General features: G+C 34.1%; 20 protein-coding genes. 8 read left to right on the forward strand and 12 right to left on the reverse strand.

What is annotated here, in order from left to right:
• Nucleotides 1–7 precede the first annotated feature (7 nt).
• On the reverse strand, nt 8–988 hold the full coding sequence (locus ACTDJC_RS08400) for a permease (RefSeq protein WP_253629165.1): 981 nt from the start codon (nt 986–988) through the stop codon (nt 8–10).
• Between the two features lie 328 nt (nt 989–1316).
• Here ACTDJC_RS08400 and ACTDJC_RS08405 point away from each other — a divergent pair, with 328 nt between their 5' ends.
• Nucleotides 1317–2504, forward strand: a complete 1188-nt coding sequence (locus ACTDJC_RS08405) for a GTP-binding protein (RefSeq protein ID WP_098310358.1) — start codon at nt 1317–1319, stop codon at nt 2502–2504.
• 141 nt (nt 2505–2645) lie between these two features.
• On the opposite strand, the gene ACTDJC_RS08410 is transcribed toward ACTDJC_RS08405, so the two are convergent.
• The 3 genes from ACTDJC_RS08410 to ACTDJC_RS08420 all read right to left on the reverse strand — a co-directional run bounded on the left by ACTDJC_RS08410 (nt 2646) and on the right by ACTDJC_RS08420 (nt 6780).
• Nucleotides 2646–4124, reverse strand: coding sequence for an Lsa family ABC-F type ribosomal protection protein (locus ACTDJC_RS08410; RefSeq protein ID WP_440603142.1), 1479 nt, complete (start codon nt 4122–4124; stop codon nt 2646–2648).
• Nucleotides 4125–5474: 1350 nt separating this feature from the next.
• A complete protein-coding gene (locus tag ACTDJC_RS08415; protein WP_098310360.1) occupies nt 5475–5645 on the reverse strand; it encodes a Fur-regulated basic protein FbpA in 171 nt (56 codons plus the stop codon).
• A gap of 310 nt (nt 5646–5955) precedes the next feature.
• On the reverse strand, nt 5956–6780 hold the full coding sequence (locus ACTDJC_RS08420; protein ID WP_098310361.1) for a hypothetical protein: 825 nt from the start codon (nt 6778–6780) through the stop codon (nt 5956–5958).
• 153 nt (nt 6781–6933) lie between these two features.
• On the opposite strand from ACTDJC_RS08420, the gene ACTDJC_RS08425 reads away from it, so the two are divergent.
• The 3 genes from ACTDJC_RS08425 to ACTDJC_RS08435 are packed head-to-tail and all read left to right on the forward strand — an operon-like array spanning nt 6934 to nt 8572.
• Nucleotides 6934–7344, forward strand: coding sequence for a MarR family winged helix-turn-helix transcriptional regulator (locus ACTDJC_RS08425; RefSeq protein WP_098310362.1), 411 nt, complete (start codon nt 6934–6936; stop codon nt 7342–7344).
• Nucleotides 7328–7657 (forward strand): DUF3147 family protein, encoded by a 330-nt coding sequence (locus ACTDJC_RS08430; protein ID WP_253629160.1) that lies wholly within the window; start codon nt 7328–7330, stop codon nt 7655–7657. Before ACTDJC_RS08425 ends, ACTDJC_RS08430 begins: the two co-directional genes overlap by 17 nt.
• A gap of 12 nt (nt 7658–7669) precedes the next feature.
• On the forward strand, nt 7670–8572 hold the full coding sequence (locus ACTDJC_RS08435; protein WP_440603143.1) for an alpha/beta fold hydrolase: 903 nt from the start codon (nt 7670–7672) through the stop codon (nt 8570–8572).
• Nucleotides 8573–8611: 39 nt separating this feature from the next.
• Here the strand turns inward: ACTDJC_RS08435 and ACTDJC_RS08440 are convergent, their stop codons facing one another.
• The 4 genes from ACTDJC_RS08440 to ACTDJC_RS08455 form a co-directional block, all read right to left on the reverse strand.
• Nucleotides 8612–9001, reverse strand: coding sequence for a hypothetical protein (locus tag ACTDJC_RS08440; protein WP_098310365.1), 390 nt, complete (start codon nt 8999–9001; stop codon nt 8612–8614).
• Nucleotides 9002–9091: 90 nt separating this feature from the next.
• On the reverse strand, nt 9092–9664 hold the full coding sequence (locus tag ACTDJC_RS08445) for a histidine phosphatase family protein (RefSeq protein ID WP_440603144.1): 573 nt from the start codon (nt 9662–9664) through the stop codon (nt 9092–9094).
• Nucleotides 9665–10052: 388 nt separating this feature from the next.
• A complete protein-coding gene (locus ACTDJC_RS08450) occupies nt 10053–10214 on the reverse strand; it encodes a peptidase (RefSeq protein ID WP_154709674.1) in 162 nt (53 codons plus the stop codon).
• Nucleotides 10215–10312: 98 nt separating this feature from the next.
• Nucleotides 10313–11587, reverse strand: coding sequence for an MFS transporter (locus ACTDJC_RS08455; protein ID WP_440603145.1), 1275 nt, complete (start codon nt 11585–11587; stop codon nt 10313–10315).
• A 119-nt stretch (nt 11588–11706) separates the two neighbouring features.
• On the opposite strand from ACTDJC_RS08455, the gene ACTDJC_RS08460 reads away from it, so the two are divergent.
• The 4 genes from ACTDJC_RS08460 (at nt 11707) to ACTDJC_RS08475 (ending at nt 14379) form a co-directional block, all read left to right on the forward strand.
• Nucleotides 11707–12921, forward strand: coding sequence for a helix-turn-helix domain-containing protein (locus tag ACTDJC_RS08460; RefSeq protein ID WP_440603146.1), 1215 nt, complete (start codon nt 11707–11709; stop codon nt 12919–12921).
• Nucleotides 12922–13040: 119 nt separating this feature from the next.
• Complete coding sequence (locus ACTDJC_RS08465) at nt 13041–13220, forward strand: H-type small acid-soluble spore protein (RefSeq protein ID WP_098310369.1); 180 nt, start codon at nt 13041–13043, stop codon at nt 13218–13220.
• Between the two features lie 238 nt (nt 13221–13458).
• A complete protein-coding gene (locus tag ACTDJC_RS08470) occupies nt 13459–13776 on the forward strand; it encodes an antibiotic biosynthesis monooxygenase family protein (protein ID WP_440603147.1) in 318 nt (105 codons plus the stop codon).
• 6 nt (nt 13777–13782) lie between these two features.
• Nucleotides 13783–14379 (forward strand): dienelactone hydrolase family protein, encoded by a 597-nt coding sequence (locus ACTDJC_RS08475; protein WP_440603465.1) that lies wholly within the window; start codon nt 13783–13785, stop codon nt 14377–14379.
• Between the two features lie 30 nt (nt 14380–14409).
• Here ACTDJC_RS08475 and ACTDJC_RS08480 read toward each other — a convergent pair whose 3' ends face one another.
• The 4 genes from ACTDJC_RS08480 to ACTDJC_RS08495 all read right to left on the reverse strand — a co-directional run bounded on the left by ACTDJC_RS08480 (nt 14410) and on the right by ACTDJC_RS08495 (nt 16108).
• Nucleotides 14410–14703 (reverse strand): hypothetical protein, encoded by a 294-nt coding sequence (locus tag ACTDJC_RS08480; protein ID WP_098310371.1) that lies wholly within the window; start codon nt 14701–14703, stop codon nt 14410–14412.
• 29 nt (nt 14704–14732) lie between these two features.
• A complete protein-coding gene (locus ACTDJC_RS08485) occupies nt 14733–14945 on the reverse strand; it encodes a DUF3951 domain-containing protein (protein ID WP_098310372.1) in 213 nt (70 codons plus the stop codon).
• A 135-nt stretch (nt 14946–15080) separates the two neighbouring features.
• Nucleotides 15081–15398 carry an AzlD domain-containing protein gene (locus ACTDJC_RS08490; RefSeq protein ID WP_098310373.1) on the reverse strand — a complete coding sequence of 106 codons (318 nt, stop codon included), beginning with the start codon at nt 15396–15398 and terminating at the stop codon, nt 15081–15083.
• Nucleotides 15389–16108, reverse strand: coding sequence for an AzlC family ABC transporter permease (locus tag ACTDJC_RS08495; protein WP_440603148.1), 720 nt, complete (start codon nt 16106–16108; stop codon nt 15389–15391). Before ACTDJC_RS08495 ends, ACTDJC_RS08490 begins: the two co-directional genes overlap by 10 nt.
• Nucleotides 16109–16795 lie beyond the last annotated feature (687 nt).

Here is a 16795-nt window from a genome sequence, read left to right on the forward strand (position 1 = left end):
TCGCCTCCTATTTCATGGTAAGTTGAACGATAACGTAAACGCTAATCGTTACAATCGCCATAAACAGAAACACAAACTTCTTTTGAAAATATGCAAATAACATAATTGTATTTTTCAAATCTACCATTGGTCCGAACACTAAAAAAGCGAGAAGAGCTTTTGCTGAAAAAATGTGACCAAATGATGCTGCAATAAATGCATCTGCTGCAGAGCAAAGAGATAAAACATAACCAAGAGCCATCATAACAAGTGGAGAAATGAGATTACTGTTCGCTAATTCGGCAAGGAAATGACGATCTAAAAATGTTTGAAATAAGCTAGCTAAAAATGCACCAATTAACAAATATTTTCCTGTACTAAAAAACTCATCTGCTGCATGAGAAGCAACCTCCTTCCAACTCCTTTTTGAATGCTGATGTTCACTTATCACACTGCTTTCTTTCAATACATTCTTGTCACGATATAAGTAATAGACAATACCTCCGATACATATAGCAACAAGAAAAGCAAGTCCAAAACGAGCATATACAATTGTGGGATTCATGCGAAACGCATAGAATGTTGACAAAAATACAACCGGGTTTAATATAGGGGCGGTAACCAGAATTACCATTCCTACATGAAGAGGTAATCCTTTTTGAATCAGTCTTCTTATGATTGGAATAATTACACATTCACACATCGGAAATAATACACCAACAAATGCTGCTGGAAACATGGCAACAATAGGATGTTTAGGCAACACTTTCTTTATCACGTCTTCTGTCACAAATACTTGAATAACCGCTGAAATGAATACACCAATTAATATGAATGGAACAGCTTCGAAAAAGATACTTAAAAAAATTGTATTTACATTCATCCACTTTTTAGGAATCAGTGCTTGCAACGATGATACATTTGTAAAATCAACAAAAAATAATAAGAACACAAATAGTGCGATTAACATTGTACCAATCATTTCTCTAGAAATCCGTGCAAGTGTCATCACAATCTCCTCCTTTATATTTTCATCTCATATTAACTAGCAATAAAGTGAAACTTCCATCTAACTTCTTTGCTTTCTCAGAATCTTGAGATTAAGATTTTACTGCCCGTTAGAGCGAGATAAAATCCTTTCCGATAGAAGCTCCTCTTTATTGTAAACATATGCTTGTCCTCTTTTTCTATGACATGTTTCATCCGCAACACACTTACTATATCTTACTCTCAAATCGTAATCATTATGATTTACTATTGCAATTTTCTTTTTCATCTTTTAAGATATAACAAGAAATAAAACGTAATTATTACGATTTAAAAAGGAGAGTCTTTATATGAAAAAAATTCCCGTTACAGTATTAAGCGGTTACTTAGGATCTGGAAAAACAACATTACTAAATCATATACTTACAAATCGCGATGGAATGAAAGTAGCTGTCATTGTTAATGACATGAGCGAAATTAACATTGATGCTGCACTTGTTAAACAAGGTGGTTTTTCTAGAACAGAGGAAAAACTTGTTGAAATTCAAAATGGATGTATTTGCTGTACATTACGTGAAGATTTAATTATAGAAGTGAAACGTCTTGTAGAATCTGGAGATATTGATTATATTGTCATCGAATCTTCAGGTATTAGTGAGCCTATTCCGGTTGCACAAACATTCACATATATGGACGAAGAATTAGCAATCAACTTATCAAATACATGTCGTTTAGATACGATGGTTACTGTCGTAGATGCGAATCGCTTCTGGGATGATTATGCTTCCGGTGAAAGTTTATTAGATCGCCAAGAAGCAATTGATGAGACAGATACACGCGAAGTGATTGATTTACTCATTGATCAAATTGAATTTGCAAATGTAATTATTTTAAACAAAACCGATATGCTAGAGCAGGATGATATTACAGAACTTCACAAACTATTACAAAAGTTAAATCCGGAAGCTCGTATTATTGAAGCAGTTTATTCGCAAGTGCCGTTATACACAATCTTAAATACGAATCTATTTGACTATGAAAAAGCAAGTCAAGCAGCTGGATGGATTAAAGAATTAAATAACGAACACACACCTGAGACAGACGAGTATAACATTTCATCATTTGTATTCCGTCGTAAGCGCCCGTTCCAACCTGAAAGATTAATGAAATGGCTTGAAAACTGGCCACTTGACGTCGTAAGGGCGAAAGGCTTCTTCTGGCTTGCTTCCCGCAATAATATCATCGGACTTCTCTCTCAAGCTGGTTCATCTATTACGATTCAAGGAGCCGGTGAATGGATTGCAGCTACTTCAAAAGAAGAACAGCAACAATTTATTTCAGAAGACCCAGACATTTTAAACCGTTGGGATGACACATACGGAGACCGAATTACAGAATTAGTCTTTATCGGTATTGATATGAATAGAGAAGAAATAGAACAATCTTTAGACCACTGCTTATTAACTGAACAAGAAATGTATGAAGACTGGGATATGTTCCATGACCCTATCCCTCCATTTACGAGTGCATTCTGTTAATATGTATCCTACTTTTCCTATTAAAAAGCCTAATTTCTCAATTTATTGTAGAGAAATTAGGCTTTTTTCATCACTCCATTAAAGCGACCTATAGTTTAATGACTTAATTTACTGATTATATCTTTAATCATTCACTTTGAACTATATAGATATAGTTTTTGTTGCAACTGTTTGTTGAAATGCCTTATCATGCTCAACAATAACCATTGTGGGATTAAATTGTTGAATAAGCTCTTCAATCTGCATACGCGAATAAATATCAATAAAATTTAATGGTTCATCCCATATATATAAATGAGCTTTTTCACATAAACTTTTAGCGATAAGCAGCTTTTTCTTTTGTCCACCAGAATAATGAGATATATCTTTCTCAAATTGAATTCGGTCAAAATCCATCTTACGTAGGATGGATTTAAATAACGTCTCATCAATCTCGTGCTCTTCAATAAAGTCCGATAACGATCCCTTCAAATGAGAAGTATCTTGTTGGACATAGGAAATGATGAGTCCTGAACCTAAATTAACTGAGCCTGTATGCTGTATTGGATGTCCTAGAATTAGTTTTAGGATACTACTTTTCCCGCTTCCATTCTTTCCATCAAGTACAATTCGATCCCCTTGTTCAACTATGAAGCGAATGGGTTCATTTACTATTTGGTCATCATACTTAACAGACACATCAGCCAAAACAACCAATTCATTTGACTGAAATTTCAATTGTTCTAATTTTAACGACTCAGTTTTCTCCACATTTTTTAGTAATTTTGACTTTTCTTCAATAGCTTTTTGTTGCCTTGATTCAAGGTTCTTCGCTCTCTTCATCATCTTGGCCGCTTTATGTCCTACAAAACCCTTATCTAACTTAGATCCTGAATTCCTTGTTCCATTTTTGGAAGCTTCCACTTGATGAGACCAATCTGTTGAACGCTTTGAAGACTGTTTTAATCTCCCTATATCTTTTTGTAGACGCTCATTTGTAGCCTCTTCGTGTTCCTGCTGTCTATCAAAATTTAACTTCCAAGAAGAATAGTTACCACTTTGAACTTCAATATTTGCTCTATTTATAGATAAGATATGGTCAACGCATCCATCTAAAAAGATTCTGTCATGTGAAATCAAAATAAACCCTTTTTTCTTCCTTAGATAATCAGAGACCATCTTTCGTGCATCAGTGTCTAGATGATTTGTTGGCTCATCAATTAATAGAAATTGACCCTCATTCAAAAACAGTGCAGCAAGCAACACCTTTGTTTGTTCTCCATTTGATAATGTTTTAAATGGTCGATACATGGCCTCGGCATCAACATTTAAATAGGATATTTCACGCAGAAATTCCCAATCTTCTGCTTGGGGACAAATTTCTTCAAGGATTTCATGAGTGAACTTGTTCTTATCCGAAACTGGGTAAGGGAAATAATTAAATTCTACCGAAGAAGTGATTTTCCCACTATACTCATAATTACCTAATAATAAATTAAAAAATGTCGTTTTACCTCGTCCGTTTCTACCAATAAACCCTAGTTTCCAATCCGTATCTATTTGAAAGTTTACACCTTCAAAAATATTATCAAAGCTACCTGGGTATGAAAAAGTTAAGTCTTGAACTTTTATCATTGACATAATAATTCCTCCTTTATATATCAACACTTTTCATATAAAGTCGGAATATCCATCAATTTTTTAATTCCTCCATATAAGTTTGATGGATATTAACGACTTATATAGAGCATTACATGTGTAACAATAGTGTCTGAATTACTCATTTTTCTCTCTCCTTTATTTGTTAGGTTACAGTTACGGATTAATAAATATCAACTTACCTATAAGAGAATAAAAAAATCCTCCCAATTTGTAATCGGAAGGATTAGTATTTCACTTATACTTAATAAGTTCTTATTAATCATTGGAATCATGACAAATAAAGTATGAACTGATTAATAAAAATGGATAGACTAACCCTATATTTTGTAGTTTGAAGTTATTAATTTCAAATTAAAATATAGATTAGTTAATCATTATTCATCCATCAGTCCTCTCATAATTCTATTTTTAGAGTAACATTCTTTTTTATGGAATGCAATATCACAATCATCTTCATCTGAAATTACTGCTAACTACTTCTTTAGAATCAACAATGTATATTCCTTCTTTCTTTACACTTCCCCTCCATAAAAATCTTAATCCTAAATTGTGTGGCATTAAAACAAAGTTTGATCAAAAAGTGAAAACAAGATTTTATTCAAAATCACAATCCATTTAAAGAAAGCTAACTGTACAATAAGCAAAAGAATCCATTCAAAAAGAATATTAATCAAAATGGATTCTTTTCTTTTTGAATGGACAATTCATGTAATAAAAAATCCAAATTCATTTAAAATTCTTCGATCAAAGCGATAAAGCATCGCATCATTTTTATAAACATCGCAACTTTGTTCAAAGCTTCGCGTCATTCTTACAAACATCGTGACTTTATTTCAAACCCACAATGGTAGGCGAGATGTTCAGGATGTTCGGAAAAGACAATACTCTTCAACTCCTTAAACATTTATAAATTGGTTCTTTATAATATACTCAATTAAATATAAGTGAACAGTACTCTTGTCCATGTTTAAGGTAAATAAGGGTTAAAATAGGGGTGCAGTGGAAATAAACTTGCCTAGTTTAGAGGAATAACACAAAAACTTCCTTGGTAATGAGGGAGAATTTTTTTATACAACATTGTGAAGGTTTACACTTAAACTATCGGGTGCTTTTGTTTAATACTAGATAAAAGGAGAACACATATTATATATGACTAATATGTGTTCTCCTTTATTTTTAAAGCTTTTTATAATTTAGTTCTTGATAATACTTACTGTGAAAGGGGATTTTTATAAAGTGAAACTTCCATCAGTGGAGGTTTTTTTCATCCCCCACTGATGGTTAACCATACCTATCACCTTGAATTCTTCTGAACTGTAAGGTAATAAACTACGCGCGTACATCTTCATATTTTAAGATATCATTATATTCTTTTTCTAATTCATCTAGTGATAATTCATATAATTGTTTATTTAATACTTTGTATACACCTACATCAATTAACTTCTCAATCAATTGCTTTTTCCTTTGTTCTACAGCATAACGGAGCCCATAACTCATTCTTTCTTCAAAACTCCTTTCGGCAATTTCCCTATAATAACCTTTACCTGCTTTAAAATAGATTTTTAGGAAGTGAGATTATACTACCGCTTTGTGGCCACATTATACATATATATGCAAAAAAAAAGATCTCATGACACTTTTTGAGATCTTTTTTTTTGAACATTCTACTTCTTATATCCGGAATGATTACATCAAATATTAACATTCCATCCAGCCTTCTAAACTCTTTCTTTAATAGTGTTTCTTGAAAATAAAACATACCGCATAGAAAAATGTATTTCTGTGCGGTATGTTTTACATATTACTTCTATTTTTTATCATATCTGCTTTCATCACCCTCACAGGTCCAATCTATATTTTCTATATCAACGGACCAACCAATAATTGTGACACTTTTTGCTTCTTTCCAAGAATCTACCTTGTCAAGTATTTGTCCAATATGAAGGGCATCTTCCGCATGTAACGATTGATATAATAGATAATCGTCTTCAAATATCCGTTCACCACATTCAACAATCCCATCTGTTGCCATCACAAGGTGATTGGTTCCTTCTTGTAATTCACGAACCCCCGACGTAAAACAAGGTGTTGCTGCTGAAAAAATATTCTTTCTGCCAATCCTCTCATAACATTGCCGTTTATTCAAACGCCCCTGGTCACATTGTAATAGTCTTGGGTGAAATAAGTAGACAAAACATTCCCCTACTGACAACCAATACAGAAAGTTCCCCTTCCGAAGACAAATAAGGCATGATGTTTGTCCTTGTATTCGTTCACTTTCTTCAATAAATTTTTCATCTGTAAAGAGCGATAATAAATACATATGCGTATGATGAAAAACTAGATGAGAAGGATAAGTGAAAAGCTGTAATAACTTCTCTTTTCTTTTACAAATTATATCTATAATATGCTTTGCTCTGTCGATAGTACTTTGTGCATCAAAAATCATAACAAATTCCCATGTTCCTTGTGGATCACACCAAGCAAGCACAGCATTTTTACTTTTGCTTGCACCAGCTTCTGTATTTCCACCATATAATCCGATAGAAAGAGGACCTAGCGTTTCTACATGAATCTCATTTAAATATGCTTTTTCATCACCAGTCCATTTAAACGTATGTACGGCTTCCATCCTCATCCCTCGTTTCATTGTTATTTTAAAATAAGCTTATATTATCTACTAAAAAAAAGATACTTTTTCACAGAAAAATTTAATAAATAAAACTTTTTACATCTTTACAAGCGATTATATCGTATTATACGATATAAAAAAGGAGTTGTAATCATGCTAACATTAAATAAACATTGGGAAACAATTTATTTTTATCTCCGTCACGAATATGAAGAAAATTTAACTCACCAAGCCATTCGTATTTTACAAATGATTTCTCGAAAAGAAGCACCAACCATCAGTCATATCGCCGCAGAACTACATCTCTCTCATAACACAGCTTCTGAACATATTAAACGGTTAATTCAGAAAGGGTTTGTAGTAAAAGAGCGCAGTAAACAAGATGAACGAGTTGTAATTGTAAAGCTAACAGAAACAGGACAACAAGCATTAGCTACACATACACTGCTCGATGAGGCAAAACTAAAACAAATAGGAGAGAAGTTATCTAAAGAAGAAAAAAAGCTGATTCAATCGGCATTTGAATTATTAGCGAAGGAGGCTCACGATGTCTTTTCTCATTAAAGTGATTGTTTCTGCACTTATTATTGGAGGAGTTACAGAGGTTGCCAAGCACTATAGTACACTTGGCGGCTTCATTGCGGCACTTCCATTAATCAGTTTACTCAGTTTATTTTGGATTTCTGTTGAAGGAGGCTCCCGGGAAGAATTAAGCCGTTTTGCACTAGGAGTTTTGTATGGTTTTCCAGCATCAGCCTTACTATTATTTATTGTATATTTAGGCCTTCGCAACTCATTTTCACTTAGCATTTCTATTCTATTTGGTATAGGAGTATGGAGTATTTTATTAATATGTCAAAGGTTTTTTCAAACTTAAGGAGGCTTTATTTTGATTACACATGTAGATGTCTTCGGGAAAAAAGTTGAAATACTGATAACGGGACAAGGAAAGCAAACTGTTGTGATTCAAACAGGTATGTTTTGTTCCCTTTACAATTGGATAAGAATCGCAACTGAACTGTCTGCATACTACAAAGTTGTTTTGTTTCATCGACCTGGTTACGGAACAAGTGAGTTAAATGAGGAAGACCGTACAACCGTTCAAACCACATACGAATTAAGAGAATTGCTACATGTTTTACACATCCAAGAACCGATTATTTTAGTTGGGCATTCTTATGGAGGTTTATGTGCCCAGCACTTTACCATGCTCTATCCAGAACAAGTTGCTGCGCTTGTTCTCATCGATTCAACATCTATGAATCTGCATCGCTTGGACGAACTAAACTTACCCACATTAGATAAAACAGATTCAGATGAAAAATGGATAAAAAAATGTTTATGCTATGCCAATATGGACACTGTCCAATTACAACAAGAGGTATCCCCAAAACTAACAGCTACGCAAACTACATTACCTATTAAAATACAAAAACGATTATTAGCTTTTACAATCTCTCCATCTCTTTATAAAGCTGTTGCATCAGAAATCATCCATTGGAAAGATTGTGCACAAAAAATAAAAGACTTAAATCAATTCCCTGATATACCATTAATAATTATTAGCAGAGATGCTCATCATTCTATACAACAAGCAATTCAAGATGGTATTCCTTATGAAGAAGCAGAAGCATTAGAAAATGTATGGCAAGAACTCATTCATGAACAAACTACACTTTCAAAACAAAGCCAGCTTGTTGTTGCTACTAAATCGGGGCACTCCATTGAAATAGATCGGCCCGATATTATAATTGAAGCAGTAAAACAAGTTAAAAATATACAACACTTATAGAAAAAGGAAAGCAGTGTCTATACTGCTTTCCTCTTCTTCTTATTCAAAGTCTTCTTCTAACTCTTCTACATCATAAAACAAGTTTCCATTGTTTACATGAATAGGGCCGTTTGCAACATCAACGCGTAACACCCATGCCCATGGCACAGATAAACGCTCATGCAGTGCCCGCCAGAAAGCCATCGATTTTCTCTCATATTCTTCGAACTCTTCTAACATCTCTTTATAGGAGGCACCGTCTAATTGAATATTTGCTTCCATTAAACGTGAAAAAGCGTAATGCTTTAGTTCTAGTTCTGCAGCAATTTCCATTTCCTCAGGTGTTGCCATACCAATAATCGTTCCGTCAGGTGGTAAAATCTCATACACATTGTGAACTTCTACAACTTCTCCTGGCATGGATGAAAATCTATTGTTTTTCTCGAACATATGAACAGCCCCCTTTTATTAAAAAACTTTTTCACTCCAGCCATTGATTTCTATAACTGTTACATAATCTCCTGCCCTTTTCGTCAATCTTCACACATTTTTTACAATGTCTTCCTTCCAAAGTCGATTTACTTGAATAAACTGATCTTCTATAAATGTCAGCTTATATATGTCAGGCATATGAAGCCCTTTCCAAAATGAAAAATCATATTTGGAATCGAAATAATTCATAATAAGGACCATAATATTCCCATGTGTTCCTATTACAATATTTTTCCCTCTATATTTCTGCAAGATTTTCATCATGCAAGAAACTCCGCGCTGCTGGGCAATAACGTTAGATTCTCCACCTTCAAGCTGAAAAGAAGGATTCTCCCATACTCTCGTAATGGATTTCTCAAAATCTTCGATAGGCTCTAAACTTAATAAACGTTCTCTTAAATCTTCCTCTAACTCAATCGATAAGTCGAAATGTTCAGCAATCCCTTCTACTGTTTGAATAGCCCTTTTATACGGACTAGCAATCACAACATCTATCGATTCATTTTGTAATACTTCTATCACACTCTCTGCCGCTTGCCATCCTTTCTCAGACAATGGTCGTTCTCTCTCATCTGGCGTATATGTAGAATGTGCGTGACGTACAAAGTAAATATTAGTCATTCCCCTATCCCCTTTGCATTTTTCATAATTATATAATAACTACTACAACTATAACGAAAGGAATTATCCAAATTTATATAAATTTTGTAATATAACAATAAAATACATTACATAACAAAAAGTGTGATGTTTGTATTTCTAAGATACTCCGCACCACACTTTTGTTTACATAATAAAATTATGGATTTATAATTATTCTAAAAAACATCCCATTAACAGTAGATTTTGTAAAGGTAATGTTTTATCCCGAATTAACGGACAGTAAGACCACCACCTCAAGATTGAGAGAAAAGCGAAGAATATAGGTGGATGATAACTGTCCGTAAAAGCCCGATTGGTGAGAGCTTTCCATCAGTGGGGAAAAGCATCCACTGATGGAAGTTTCACTTTATTTCCCGTGATGTAACATGAAATCACTTGCTTCTTCTTCAATATGATTTAACTTTGCAACCCCTTCTTTCCACTTATGAATGTAACGCGTTACACCTACCGTAAAAGAAACAAAAATAGAAGAAAGAATAACTCCATATACAACACCAACAGTACTCATAACGACACTTCCTTATCATAGGATAATAATATTAGTATACTCCTTTTTTTATCCAAATGCAGGAAGTTCATCTTTTTGTAACAATGACTGCTTATTCTTTAAGATATAGACACTTCCTCCTGCTTTTGTACATTCTTCCATTGCTTCGTTCCCAAAAAAACAACAACAAACAATCCAAACGTAGATATAAGCATAACAGTAGATGCTGGTATATAGTCCAAAAGTACACCATACAAAAGTGTTCCAAGAGGGACAATTGCTGTTGCAATTGTTTCAATTAATCCGAATACACGCCCTAAATATTCTGGTGCTGTCGTTTTTTGAACAAAGACTTGTAATGGAACATTAATCGTGATGATATTTACCCCAAAAAGGATCATAAGTGTAATGTAATATATGAAAACCATTGTTTTAGATAACGGAAGAAACATTGGTACTACAATGCACAACAATAATCCAGACAGTATGAAAAGGTTCCTACGAATCGTCCGAAACTTGTTTGTTGTTTCTGCTCGAATAGATAAAACAATAGAAGCGATTAACATCCCAACAGCAAACATTCCTTCAATTACTCCAAATTGCTGAGAGGAGAGTGATAATTTTTGAACGATAATATATGGAAGTGAGACCGTAACTGCACAAAAAAAGAAATTAAGCCAAAGTGAAAGTTTCAGCATCGAAAATATGTCACTTTGCTCTTTCACATATACAAAACCTTCTTTTATGCTCGTTAAAAAATGATCCTTATCTTCTTTTTTGTCTGCTTTATACAAATCAAATACCATAAATACTTCTATTATCGCTGCAAAAGCAAATGTAATACCATTCAGTAAAAAAAAGAATTTCATAGAAAATAAACCGTATACAAGACCACCGATAATCGGTCCTAAAATTGTTGCAAGCGATGTAGCTGATTGATTTAATGAATTCGCTTTTTGAATACGTGTAGTATCAACTAAAGATGGAATAGAAGATGTTAAAGTAATAGAGAAAAAACTTGCACATATGGATAACAGTGCTGCGGAGACATAGATGAAGATTAATGAAAGTCCAAGTGAAGTTGAAAGTAAAAACATGGTGAACATAATAAGAGCACTTAATATATCTGCTCCAACAGCAAGCAATTTCCGGTTAATTCGATCTGCTGCTGCTCCGGCGATTGGCCCGCAGATCATACGTGGTACAGAACCACAAACAAGTGTAATAGCAAATCCCATGCCAGATCCTGTCGTTTTTAAAACGTACAGCCCCATTGCAAACGTGTAAATATTTGCCCCAAGCATTGATGATAATTTTCCAATCATCATCAAAACAATATTTCGCGTCGCAATTTTTAATCGTGCATCATTTTGCTTTTCTAATACACCTTCCACATCATCACTCTCCTCTTAAAAGTTAAATTGTGTTAAACTTATTATATAATCAATTTTCTGAATTTGACAACAAAAAGTTTAATTCTATTTAACTTTTTTTTAAAAAAAGGAGAAGTTCCATGGCTACCCTCGGAGAAAAAATACGGACATTACGAAAAGAAAAAAAACTTACCCAATCTGAACTTGCTGGGACAGAACTTACAAAAAGTATGCTCAGTCAAATTGAAAATGGTAAGGCAACTCCTTCCATGAAAACGTTACATTATCTTGCTGATAAACTCGGCTGTGATGCAAGCTTTTTATTAGAAGAAGAAGCGAATGAATTTACTACTCTTGTGCAAGAAATGGAGCAACATATACAAGATATGCGTTTTAAAGATGTATACGAAATTCTTCATCCTATTGTGCATGATGCGCTACCATCTACACTAGATGCTGCACGTTTATATAAACAATACGCTAGAGCAGCACTTCATATGAAAGATTATCATGTCCATGCATATATTGAAAAAGCAACGTTAATTTTCAAAAAATATGCTTTATATCGCGAAAGTACAGAAACAAAACTCATCTTCTTTCGATTATTGTTTCTCAACAAAAAATATAATGAATGTTTACAATTAATCAATTCTATTCGTGATGAATATAAAGAAAAACATTTAGAGATGGACTTAATTATGCAAATTGAACTTTTTTTAGATGAAGCAATCATTTTATTAGCAATTGGAGATTATGACGCCTGCAAAGATATTATTTTACAAGCAATTGCTTTTTCTAAAAAAAATCAAGTGTACTATAAGATGGATGAATTTTATCGTGTTTTGTCCTATCAAGCCACATTTGCTAAAGATACAGAAGGTTACTTGTACTATTTAAAGAAAGCAGAGCAATTCGCTCTATTTACAGAAAACGCCGTATCAACAACTCTTCTTCATATATTACAAGCTCATTTTCATAATATGCTAACAAAACAATATGAAGTTGCACTTGCGCACATTGAAGCATACGGGGAACAGTCTTTAAAGGTGCTAGGTCCCCAAAAAGATGGTTTTTATTATCTTGAAAAAGGCAAAGCCTTATATGGTCTAGAACGTTATCATGAAGCATTACAAGCTCTACAACAAGTAACAATCCCTAATTATTCGCATCATCCAATAGACAAAGCATTATTGACTACAGCTGGCTCATTTCGTGCTTTATGCTATATGCACCTGCAGGATAAAGAACAAGCTCTGTATGAAGCAAAGCAAGCGCACAACGCTATTCAAGAATATCACGCTCCTATGTTTTCTTCTTTCACTGAAGAAACATTACAAATGATTCAAAAACTTTAAACTCTCTATCAATTGGTATATTATTCCTTACCATGAGCCAAAATAGTAGTATAGCGTAACTTCCATTAGTGGAAGCTCTCTTGATGGTTAACCAATCGGACACAGAGAGGAGTTTAAAAATGAACATTCAAAGAGCAAAAGAAATTTCAAAATCAACGGAACAAACAAATGTAACTTTTCAAGGTATGCCTGTTACAATTCAACATGTCGACGAAAAAAATGAAACAGCCCACATATACGAAGCAACAAACCCAAATCGTGAACTTACTGTTCCAGTTAACAGCTTAGAGGAAATATAAGAAATCCCACTTCATTTTATTTTGAAGTGGGATTTCTTATATTTCTCGTACTTACAGGCAGTTAATCCCTTGCTTAGATGTCTTACTGCTTATTTAACGAGACTATTCTTGGTTTTTCATGAATTTTTTCATATTAAATCTAATACGGTAAATGAAATTAAAATACGTATTAAATGACACACTATTCAGATTTCATGTTAAACTAAAAAGAAAAAATTTATAGCAAGGAGAAAACAAAATGAACAAAGCACCCTACTACGCGGTTATTTTCACTTCTCAACTCTCAACTGAAACAGATGATTATGAAATCGTTGCGGATGAAATGGTAAAGTTTGCAAAGCAGCAACCTGGATTTGTCGATGTTGAAAGTGTACGTGATGAAACTGGCTTTGGTATTACCATTTCGTACTGGGAATCACTTGAAGCTATTCAACAATGGAAAGAACATGCAGCCCATACGATTGCTAGAAAAAGAGGACGAGAACAATGGTATGAACATTTCCATACAAGAATTTGCCTTGTTGAAAGAGAGTACCGTGCTACAAAAGGAGAATAGTAAATGATAAAACCGAAAACTGCTCTTCTACTTCTGCACGAAATATATGGAATCAACCAACATATGAAGCATGTCATTCACACATTTTCCTCTTCGACTATAGATGTTATTTGTCCAAATTTATTACATCGCTCCTCTCCTTTTCATTACGATGAGGAAACAGAGGCATATTCACATTTTCTCAAGAACGTTGGATTTCAACAGGGGATACAACATATTGAAGATATGCTCGCTGAACTACGAAATAACTATATGCATGTGGGGATTCTCGGGTTTAGCGTCGGTGCAACGATTGCTTGGTTATGTAGTGAAGATCGTAGAATTGATTTTGTTATCGGATGCTACGGTTCACGTATTCGTGATTACACAAACATTGTGCCGACATGCCCTACGTTATTATTATTCCCTGCAAACGAATCTAGTTTTTCAGTTTCTACTTTGATTGATAGTTTGCAAAGTAAAGAGCAACCGCTACTAAACATAAAGCAGCTTAACGGGGAGCATGGATTTCTTGATCCATTTTCTCCAAAATACAACGAGGAGGCTGCGGATCAAGGGTATCAGATGATACATTCTTTTCTTCAAAACATAACAGAGAAGTAGCCCTACTCCTCTGTTATGTTTATTTTTCGTTTATCCCCGTGTTTTCTCAAGTACATATATCTTCCATTTATAATTCATAAGTGTGTAATATTCTTGAATTACAACATATTCCTTCGTATCTGTTTTGACAATATAAGTATTATCTCCTTTATATGTAACACTCTGTACGTTTTTATCTTCAAATTCTTCTTTTATTCCTTGTTCATGCAAAATTCCTTCTGCATGAACATGTTTCAAATAATTGTAAGGTGAGAAAATAGAGATTCCTAGCACGATAAAAATTGTTATAATAGCAGTAATATTAGCTACCTTCGACTTCTTCATTTCTTTTCCCCTTCAACTAAAATTACTTTTTATCTATCTTTATCCTTACTCTCATCCGCACTTTCTTCCTTATCTTCCTGCTCTTCATGAAACTCTACAGATGATTGTGCAGTAATTGATTCAAACGGTGTGTAGTAAATTTGAGGCGTCACTTTTTGAACAAACATTGTATATGTTGTAAGCCCAATAATAAAAAATAAAAACATTGTAAACATAACAACACCAATTGTTAAAATAAACATGGCACCACCCCTTTTGTAATCGTTATATTACAAAGTTCGATGCAATATGAGATAATCCTTGTTACAAAAAATGAAACTTTCATCAGTGAGGATTTTCTTTAATCAAGCCCTACCAATCGTTTTCTTAGCCCCCCATTAAAATGGGAGAAATAAACGTAATAAAAACATTACAATAACTCCCGTTAGTACTGCACCTAATAAGCTCCGTGTAAAAATTGCAACAAGGAACGTCGGAATAGCCGCTAATAAATAATCCACTTGCACGGTTTCGTTCATAAATAATGTTTGTGCTAACAATGCAGCCAATATTGCAATTGGAATATAATTTAGCCATCTTAACCCCCATTCTGGAATTTCTACTTTACTTAATACAAGCAGTGGCACTACTCTCGGAAGCAATGTGACGATTGCAGATCCGAGTACAACAAGTAATACATCCCATCTTACTTCCATTTTTCAATCACCATCCCAATTGTCGTTGCTGCAAGTGTTGCAACAATAACAGCAACACTATTTGATACAAAGAAATGAGCAAAAAATGCAATCATAATCGATGCAATGGCAACGCAAAGATGAACAAATAACTTTGGACGGCTGCTCACAAGTTGTAAAACAAACAACCCGATAAACATCGCTGGAAGTGCATAATCCATCCCGTATGTATGTGGGTCTGGTATCCACTCTCCCAAAACGCCTCCAATGATATTTGCTATTACCCAATTTACATAACCTGTCACATTTAAACCGAGCATCCATTTTTCACTTACATATTGTTTTCCTGTTATATGCTGGGCTGCAACGCCAAATGTTTCATCAGTAATTTGCGAGCCAATCACTATATTTTTCCAAACGGATGCTTTTTTTAAGTATGGAGCTAATGCTGCACTCATTAAAAAATGTCTTAGATTTACAAAGAAAACGGTAAAAATAATAGTAGAAGCTGGTGCACCCGCTACAAACATTCCAGCCATAATAAACTGTGCCGAGCCAGCATAAATCAGTAATGAAATAAGTGCAATTTCTGTTATTGAAAATCCAGCTGTTTTCTCAATAACACCTGATGCAACGCCAATGCTTAAATAACCGAGAACTGTTGGTAAACAATCTTTCACACCCTGCATAAACGTTTCATCTTGCGACTCTAATACCGCTGCTCGTTCCATCCTAACTCCCCCTTCACCCTTATGTAAGAAAACAGCTCACCTAATAAAGTGAAACTTCCATCATTGGGGGTTTTTCTTCATCCCCCAATGATGGTTAGTTGAACCAATCAGGCTCTTACGGGCAGTTATCTTCCACCTATCTTCTTTGTTTTCTCAGAATCTTGAGGTGGGAGTCTTACTGCCCGTTAGTGCGGGATAAACCGATATAAGCGTTGCATTCATATTGAGAAAAACCAAACTTTTACAACTCTTTCACAATATTATCCATTCGCTCTAATGAATCTTAACACTTCTATGAAATCTCCATGTATCATTCAAAGAATGATACATGACCATAAAAATCAGTTTCCTTCAATTTACAATACAACACGTACGTAAAAACATGTTAACGTTTAAATGATGGGTAGTTGACTGATACAATTTACTTCTGTCACAATCTCATTCCTTTTTAGTAGTTATGATTATACCTACTAATATAAAAAGAAAATTCAATCGAGTCAATAATATTCTGAATTTTAAATTAAAAAAGACAACTTTAAAAGTCGTCCTTTTTAATACTTATCTAACAGCCCTTCTTAATTTGCAGCATTGTATCCCCATTTTTGTAAAGCTCTTGTCTTCATGCTTTACAAGACGTGCTTTCATATTTGCATCAACTGATTTTGTTTGTAGACGCGCGATATTTTG

The sequence above is a fragment of the Bacillus sp. GB_SG_008 genome, from assembly GCF_052038115.1.
GTDB classification, from domain to species: Bacteria; Bacillota; Bacilli; order Bacillales; family Bacillaceae_G; genus Bacillus_A; species Bacillus_A rhizoplanae.